Source organism: Streptomyces sp. NPDC060209, assembly GCF_042728155.1.
Classification (GTDB): Bacteria; Actinomycetota; Actinomycetes; order Streptomycetales; family Streptomycetaceae; genus Streptomyces.
The window spans coordinates 1-7,315 of sequence record NZ_JBHWZS010000383.1; the positions used below are offsets into that span (position 1 = coordinate 1).

General features: G+C 71.3%; 7 protein-coding genes. 5 read left to right on the forward strand and 2 right to left on the reverse strand.

What is annotated here, in order from left to right; genetic code table 11:
* The first annotated feature begins 150 nt into the window (after positions 1–150).
* Entirely contained in the window at positions 151–753 is a 603-nt protein-coding gene (locus tag ACFWFI_RS38875; RefSeq protein WP_387399992.1) for a GNAT family N-acetyltransferase, read from the forward strand.
* A gap of 58 nt (positions 754–811) precedes the next feature.
* On the opposite strand, the gene ACFWFI_RS38880 is transcribed toward ACFWFI_RS38875, so the two are convergent.
* Positions 812–2,317, reverse strand: coding sequence for a Gfo/Idh/MocA family protein (locus tag ACFWFI_RS38880; RefSeq protein WP_387399994.1), 1,506 nt, complete (start codon positions 2,315–2,317; stop codon positions 812–814).
* A 227-nt stretch (positions 2,318–2,544) separates the two neighbouring features.
* On the opposite strand from ACFWFI_RS38880, the gene ACFWFI_RS38885 reads away from it, so the two are divergent.
* The 4 genes from ACFWFI_RS38885 (at position 2,545) to ACFWFI_RS38900 (ending at position 6,305) form a co-directional block, all read left to right on the forward strand.
* The gene (locus ACFWFI_RS38885) at positions 2,545–3,558 is read left to right on the forward strand and encodes a LacI family DNA-binding transcriptional regulator (RefSeq protein ID WP_387399996.1); all 1,014 of its coding nucleotides are present in this window, start codon (positions 2,545–2,547) and stop codon (positions 3,556–3,558) included.
* Positions 3,559–3,682: 124 nt separating this feature from the next.
* The gene (locus ACFWFI_RS38890) at positions 3,683–4,162 is read left to right on the forward strand and encodes an Lrp/AsnC family transcriptional regulator (protein ID WP_387399998.1); all 480 of its coding nucleotides are present in this window, start codon (positions 3,683–3,685) and stop codon (positions 4,160–4,162) included.
* A 24-nt stretch (positions 4,163–4,186) separates the two neighbouring features.
* Positions 4,187–4,876, forward strand: a complete 690-nt coding sequence (locus tag ACFWFI_RS38895) for an HAD family hydrolase (protein WP_387400000.1) — start codon at positions 4,187–4,189, stop codon at positions 4,874–4,876.
* Between the two features lie 241 nt (positions 4,877–5,117).
* Positions 5,118–6,305: a serine/threonine-protein kinase gene (locus tag ACFWFI_RS38900; RefSeq protein WP_387400002.1), complete on the forward strand. Its 1,188-nt coding sequence runs from the start codon at positions 5,118–5,120 to the stop codon at positions 6,303–6,305.
* A 9-nt stretch (positions 6,306–6,314) separates the two neighbouring features.
* On the opposite strand, the gene ACFWFI_RS38905 is transcribed toward ACFWFI_RS38900, so the two are convergent.
* Positions 6,315–7,307, reverse strand: coding sequence for an aldo/keto reductase (locus ACFWFI_RS38905; RefSeq protein WP_387400004.1), 993 nt, complete (start codon positions 7,305–7,307; stop codon positions 6,315–6,317).
* Positions 7,308–7,315: the final 8 nt, after the last annotated feature.

The window sequence follows — 7,315 nt, forward strand, 5'->3', positions numbered from 1 at the left end:
CGTTCAACGGCAGGGCGACGGGCCGGCCGGAACAGCTTCGAGCCGAACCGCCCGGATACGCGCCGCAGGCCGGCCACCGCCCGTCCCGCCGATCCGGGAAGCGGAGAAATCCGGTGGTTCCGGCTCGGACTCGCCCCCTACCATCCGCCCATGACCGAAGACGAGGGCAACGCCGACGACACGTATGGCGAAGCGGCTGACAGAGAAGTCGCCTGGCGAGCCAGGACCGTCGGTCTCGCGGCAGTCGACATGGAGGACGCCGAGCTCCTGCACAGCTGGCGGTCCGACCCGGTGGCCGCCCATGAGATCGGTATCTGGCCACGCTCCCTCACCGCGATGCGCGAGCGCATCGAGCGCAACCTTGATGACGACGACCGTGACGACTTCCTCGTCCTGCTCCCTGACCGCACCCCTGTCGGCCACATCGCGCTGAGCGGGCAGAACATCGTCAACGGCACGGCACAGATCGAGCTGATGCTGGCCCCTGAGCACCGGGGGCGCGGCCACGGCTCCGACGCCCTCGACGCCCTCGTGGACCTGGCGTTCGGTGAACTCCCGTTGCACCGCCTCACGGCGGAGACCCACACCGGGAACGCCCCCGCACGCGCCGTCCTCACCGGATCCGGCTTCGTGCACGAGGGCACCAGCCGCTCCGCCTGTCTTCATCGCGGCCTCCGCCACGACCTCGCCGTGTTCTCGCTCCTGCGCCCCGAGTGGGAAGGGCTGAACCGCCCCCGCGCCTGGGACGCCTGACCGGGCGGAGAGCACGCGCCTGCTCCCGGCCCGGTCCGGCGCGACGCCCCTAGGAGCATCAGGGTGACACCACTGGACGGCTCGGCCCGGCCGTGGGCGAGCCGTCGGTGAGGCGGACGCCCAGGCCGAGGTCCTCGACCATGACCGGGAGCCCGGTGACGAGTGACTGGTTCGCCGCCGCGCCGACCGCGACGGCACGCACTCCGTCCAGGTATCCGGCGGAACGGCTCAGAGGATCCGCCCCCACGCGCAACTCGCGCCGGAAGACGTCCTTGAGGAGGATCGCGTCCCCGCCCCCGTGGCCTCCGATGCCTTCCGGGACGGGAACCTCCTCGGCCCGTCCCCAGTGCCTCTGCAGTACCAGCCTGTGGCCCGTCGGCCGGATGTCGTCGGCGGGACCGGTGCCGGCTGCGGACGGATCGAGGTCGATGCCGCCGTTCGTGTCGAGCCGGAGGTGGCCGCGTTCCACGACGTGGAGTTCCGCCCTGCCCTGCGTGCCGTTGACGGTGACCCTGTACCCCTCCCACGGGCTGTGCGCGTTGAGCGAGTAGCTGAGCGTCGCTCCCCCCTCGTAGTCGACCAGGACGGACAGGTTGTCCTCGATGGTGATGCCGGGAGCGAACGGGTCCTGGTCACGGAGGTACCCGTCGTGCTCCTCCGCCCGCAGGTACAGCGCCTCCAGGCGCGGGTCGTCCCTCAGGTCGAGCGAGAAGGGGTCCCCCTGTGCGCCGGTCCCGCGCTCCGGACGCGGGCCCATGCCCCTGTCGGCCGCGTTCCTGTCGCCGTAGAACCTCAGGCCGCCGGAGGCGAAGACACGGGCGGGGACGTCGTCCAGCCACCAGTTGACCAGGTCGAAGTGATGGCTCGCCTTGTGCACTAGCAGACCACCGGAGTTGGCCTTGTCCCGGTGCCAGCGCCGGAAGTAGTCAGCACCGTGCATGGTGTCGAGCGCCCACTCGAAGTGCACACCCGTCACCTGTCCGACGGCACCACTGGAGATCAGATGACGGAGCGAGGAGTTGCGCGGTGCGTAACGGTAGTTGAAGGTCATCACCACGTCCCGGCCGGTTTCGGCCACGGCCGCGGTGATGCGCCGGCACCCGTCAGCATCCGTCGTGAGCGGCTTCTCCACCACCACGTCGGCCCCCGCCCGCAGGGCACGGTCCACCAGTTCGGCGTGCGTACGGTCGACACTCGTGACGACGACGACGTCGACGGCCTGCTCGGCGATCATCGCCTCCAGTCCCTCGGGCAGGTAGCGCGGCAGGCCCGCGGGGGTCCCGGAGCCGAGCGCCTGCCCGACGTACGCGTCGTAGTAGTCGATCCTGGCCGGGTTCGGGTCCAGCCACGCCACCAGTTCGCCGACGTCCGCGTGCTCCCCGGTCAGGGCCGAGACGTACATGCCTGCACGGTGGCCGGTACCGGCCACCGCGTAGCGGGTGCGGCGGCGGCCCGGGGGCGGGGGCGCGAACTCCGGAACCACGCCCGGTCCGGCCTGGGTGCTGGTGCTCGACGGGGGCGCAGGTGCGGTCGGGTTCTGGTCCACCGGGCTGTGTTTGGTCACCACGTGCCTTGCCTCTCGGTCTGTCGTTTCGTCCGGTCCTCGGGGCCGCGCTGTCCCTGACGCGGACCTGGATGATCGATGTGAACGGTCACTTGAGATCCCGCGACTCTCCCGCTCTTGATAACGTGGAACTGCGCATGAGTGAGTGCCGTGCCCGGATCGAGACGGTAGTGAACGGTCACTCAAGGTGTCAATCATCGTGCGGCGGCTCCAGGAAGGAACCTCGGGTGACCCGGGAAGCATCGACACGCCGGCCGACCATCCGCGACGTCGCACGTCTCGCGGGGGTGTCGCACCAGACCGTGTCGCGATACCTGCGTGCCGACCGGACGATCGGCGAGGACCTGCAAGAACGCATCGGGCAGGCCATCGCACAGCTCGACTACCGGCCCAATCTGGTGGCCAGGGCGATGCGGGACAGCAGGACCGGACGACTGGCGCTGCTCGTCCCAGCGGGTACGGCGGTCAGTTCCCTGGAGGTGCTCACCGGCGCCGCGGCCGCCGCCCATGAGGCCGGGTACGTCGTCGAGGTGGTGACGCTGGGCGGAGCGCCGGAGTCCAGGGCCGCCCGGGTGCTCGACCTCGCCGATTCCGGCCTGTTCGAGGGGATCCTGTCGCTGACCCCCCTGCCTCAGCTCTCCTCGCGGAGGCAGGGCGGGGGCACCCCCGTCGTGATCGAGGCGGAATACGACGAACAGATGCGCGGCATCGGCGGACTCGCGGACGCCTCGACGCTCGCCGATGTCATCGAGCGGCTGGCCGGACAGGGGCACCGCCGTTTCCTGCACGCCGCGGGGGACCACACGCATACCTCGGCCCGGTTGCGCCGGCAGGTCTACCTGGAGACGGTCGGGCGTCTCGGGCTGGAGTCCTACGGCGTCGTGGACTGCGACTGGCTCGCCGACAAGGCCCGACAGGCCGTGCTCGCCCTGCCGGCGGACTGCGGCGTCACCGCGGTCGTCTGCGCCAACGACCTGCTCGCCGCGGGTGCCATCCGCGGCGCGGTGGAACGGGGCTGGCGCGTGCCGGCGGATCTGAGCGTCACCGGCTGGGACAACAACCCTCTCGGAGCCGCGATGGTGCCCTCGCTGACCACCGTGGCGGTCGACCACGAACAGCTCGGACGCCGTGCGATCCGGCGGCTACTGGCCGAGCTGCGGGGCATGCCGGAGCCCGGCGGCCACGACCTGATCACCTCGGTCGTATGGCGCGAGTCGACGGCTCCGGCAACCGCACGCTGAGTCCGCGGACGCGCCCCCCGGGGGCAGCCTGGCGCCCGCCCCGCCACCGGGTGCCCTGTGCCGTCGTCCTGCCCTGGGTACAGTCGGGCGACCGATCACCGAACCGGGAGGAGCACAGCCGGACATGGCCGTGGACGCCCTCGACACCCGCATCCTGCGACTGCTCATCGAGCAGCCGCGTACCAGCGTGCGCGAGTACGCACGCGTCCTCGGGGTGGCGCGCGGCACCCTTCAGGCCCGGCTGGACCGTCTGGAGCGGGACGGAGTGATCACGGGTACGGGCCCCGCCCTCTCCCCCGCTGCCCTCGGTCACCCCGTGCTCGCCTTCGTGCACCTGGAGGTCACCCAGGGGCATCTGGACGAGGTGGGTGACGCGCTCGCGACCGTCCCGGAGATCATCGAGGCGTTCTCGACCACCGGGGGCGGCGATCTCCTGACCCGCGTCGTGGCCCGTGACAACGGGCATCTGGAGGACGTGATCCAGCAGCTGATCCAGCTCCCCGGCGTGGTCAGGACCCGGACCGACGTGGCTCTGCGCGAGCGTGTGGCGTACCGGGTCCTGCCGCTGGTCGAGGCGGTGGGGCGGGCAGCGGGTCCCCGCTGATCACCGTCGGGCATGCTGGAGGTCATGAAGACCCCGCGCCTCCCGGTACCGCCCGTCCTCTTCGACCTCGACGGCACCCTCGTCGACAGTGAGCCGAACTACTACGAGGCGGGACGCCGGCTCCTCGCCCGTTACGGCGTGCGGGACTTCAGCTGGGAGAACCACACCCGCTTCATCGGGATCGGCACCCGTGAGACCCTCACCGTCCTGCGCGAGGAGTACGGCATCGAGGCGCCGGTCGACGAACTGCTGGCCGGCAAGAACGCCCTCTACCTGGAGCTCGCCGGGACATCCACCACCGCCTTCCCGGAGATGCGCACTCTCGTCGAGCGGCTGCACGAGGACGGGGTGCCGATGGCGGTGGCGTCGGGGTCGTCCAGGGCCGCGATCGCGGCCACGCTCGCGGTCACGGGCCTGGACGCGTACCTCCCCCTGTTCGTGTCCGCCGAGGAGGTGGCGCGCGGCAAGCCGGAACCCGACGTGTTCCTGGAGGCGGCCCGTCGGCTCGGCGTCGCCCCGGACTCGTGTGTGGTCCTGGAGGACGCAGTCCCGGGCGTCCGGGCGGCTCACGCGGCGGGAATGCGCTGTGTCGCGATCCCCGAGACCGAAGCGACTTCGGACGGGGCGGTGTTCGGGAAGGCGGAGTTGCTGTTCCCGGGCGGACAGGCGGAATTCACCGCTGCCGCCGTGCTCGACTGGCTCTCCACCGGGTGAGAACAGGCCGGTCCGGCGCACCGATTGGCCGGATCCGGCGTCCGTGTGTCCGGCCGGGCGAGCGGAGGCCCGGGGGACGGATATCCTGGTCACGCCGCGCACCCTGACGCAACCCACCGAGGCGATGAGCCCCATGAGGTCGCCGCCGCGGCAGTCGGAGCGGGCCACAATTCGAGATTGGTGTGCACAGGTGCTGGTTGCTGGGCGGTACCGGCTGATATCCCCCATCGGCCGTGGCGGTATGGGTGAGGTGTGGCGCGCCACGGACGAAGTGCTGGGACGGGCCGTGGCGGTGAAGCTGCTGCTCGGCGACCAGGCCGATGCCTCGTCGACCGCGCGCTTCCGCCTCGAGGCGCAGACGGCCGCCCGCCTGAGTCACCCTCACCTGGTGGCCGTTTTCGACTTCGGCTCCTGGGAGGACCGCTTCTATCTGGTGATGGAGCTGGTCGAGGGCAGGAGCCTCGGGGATCTGCTGGAGGCTCAGGAGTCGGTCCACCCCGAGCAGGTCGCACTCATCGCGGGTCAGGCCGCCGCCGGTCTGGCCGCGGCGCACCGGCAGGGCATCGTCCACCGTGACATCAAGCCCGGCAACCTGATGCTGGACGCCGACGGGTCCGTGAAGATCGGGGACTTCGGCATCGCCCAGTTCGTCGACGACCCCTCGACGGCTCTGACCACGGCAGGCCACATCGTCGGCACGAGCCTGTATCTGGCTCCCGAGCGGGCCCTGGGCCGTACAGCCGATTCCGCGTCGGACATGTACTCCCTCGGCTGCGTCATCTACCAACTGCTGGCCGGACAGCCGCCGTTCCGCTCGGACACGGCGACCGCGACGCTCTACCAGCACGTGGACACGCCTCCGGTGCCGGTCAGACAGCGGGGGGTGGACATCTCCCCCGCCTTCGATTCGTATCTGCTGGGCCTGCTGGCGAAGAAGCCCGAGGACCGGCCCAGCGCGCAGCAGGTCTCCGACTGGTTCCGTACGGATGCCTGGCGCGGGCGGCCCGAGCCGCTGCCGCACCACGCACCCGCCGCCCCGCGGCCTGCCGCCCCGGCCGCTTCCTCGACGTCCCCGGCTCCGGGCGCCCCGGCCACCGGGGGCGTGTCGACGTACCGGCTGCCGCAGGCCACCGGGCGCAGACGGGCGGCTCCCGCGCCCCGTGCATCCAGATCCGCGAGCCGATCGGCCACCACGCGCCGGATCAGCACGAGTGAGGCCATCCGGCGCCGCCCGCGCGTGGCGAGCGCCGTGGCCGGAACGGTCGCCTTCCTGGCGGCGGTCTATCTGGGCACGATCCTCTTCGCGCCGGACACCGGAGCCGCGGACAACCCGGACCCCGGCTCCACCCCGACGGCGGGGCTCGAATCACCCGCGCCGGACGAACCGGCGACGGGTCCCGCTCAGGGCGGCGGCGACGAGGACGACTGACCCCTCGGCTCACCAGCGCGGGTGGACCTCCGCGCGGATCCGGCGGTCGTACAGGTCGCGCACCGCGTCCAGGGTGCCCTGCGGGAGCGGCGGCAGCGCGGCGGCCGACGCGTTGGCACGGGCCTGCTCCACCGAACGCGCGCCGGGGATGACACTGGTGACACCGGGCTGCTGGATGATCCAGCGCAATGCGGTCCGAGCCGGGGTGGCGCCTTCGGGAGCGAACCCGGCGAACTCGGCGGCAGCGGCCACACCGGTCGCGTAGTCGACACCGGAGAACGTCTCGCCCTGGTCGAACGCCTCGCCGTGGCGGTTGTAAGTGCGGTGGTCCTCGGGGGCGAAGACCGTGTCGGCGGTGTACCTGCCGGACAGCAGCCCCGAGGCGAGCGGAACGCGCGCGATGATGCCGACCCCTGCCTCGACGGCGGCCGGGAGGACCTCTTCGAGGGGCTTCAGGCGGAACGGGTTGAGGATGATCTGGACGCTTGCGACACCGGGCCTGGCGATGGCCGTGAGCGCCTCGGCGCATGTCTCGACGCTCACGGCGTAGGCGGCGATCCTCTGTTCGGCGACGAGCGTGTCGAGGGCGTCGTACACGGCGTCCGAGGAGTAGACGGCCGTGGGCGGGCAGTGCAGTTGCACGAGGTCGAGGGTGTCGACGCCGAGGTTGGTGCGCGAGCGGTCGTTCCAGGTACGGAAGTTGTCCAGGACGTAGTTCTCCGGCAGCTGTTCGGCTCGCCGGCCCATCTTGGTGGCGACGAAGATGTCCGCGTCGGGCCGGTCCTTCAGATAGCGGCCGATGAGCTGTTCGCTGCGGCCGTCGCCGTACACGTCGGCGGTGTCGAAGAAGGTGACTCCCGACTCGACGGCGGCGTCGAGGACGCCGAAGGCATCGGCCTCCCGCACCTCGCCCCAGTCCCCGCCCAGCTGCCAGGTGCCCTGTCCTACGACCGATACGTCACGGCCGGTCCTGCCGAGTGTGCGCTGCTCCATACGGATCATGCTACGTC

Bases quoted from the DNA above. Each gene is read 5' to 3' on its own strand.
- ACFWFI_RS38875 (WP_387399992.1), top strand. From the start codon at position 151: ATGACCGAAGACGAGGGCAACGCCGACGACACGTATGGCGAAGCGGCT.
- ACFWFI_RS38890 (WP_387399998.1), top strand. From the start codon at position 3,683: ATGGCCGTGGACGCCCTCGACACCCGCATCCTGCGACTGCTCATCGAG.
- ACFWFI_RS38895 (WP_387400000.1), top strand. From the start codon at position 4,187: ATGAAGACCCCGCGCCTCCCGGTACCGCCCGTCCTCTTCGACCTCGAC.
- ACFWFI_RS38900 (WP_387400002.1), top strand. From the start codon at position 5,118: ATGGGTGAGGTGTGGCGCGCCACGGACGAAGTGCTGGGACGGGCCGTG.
- ACFWFI_RS38905 (WP_387400004.1), bottom strand. From the start codon at position 7,307: ATGATCCGTATGGAGCAGCGCACACTCGGCAGGACCGGCCGTGACGTA.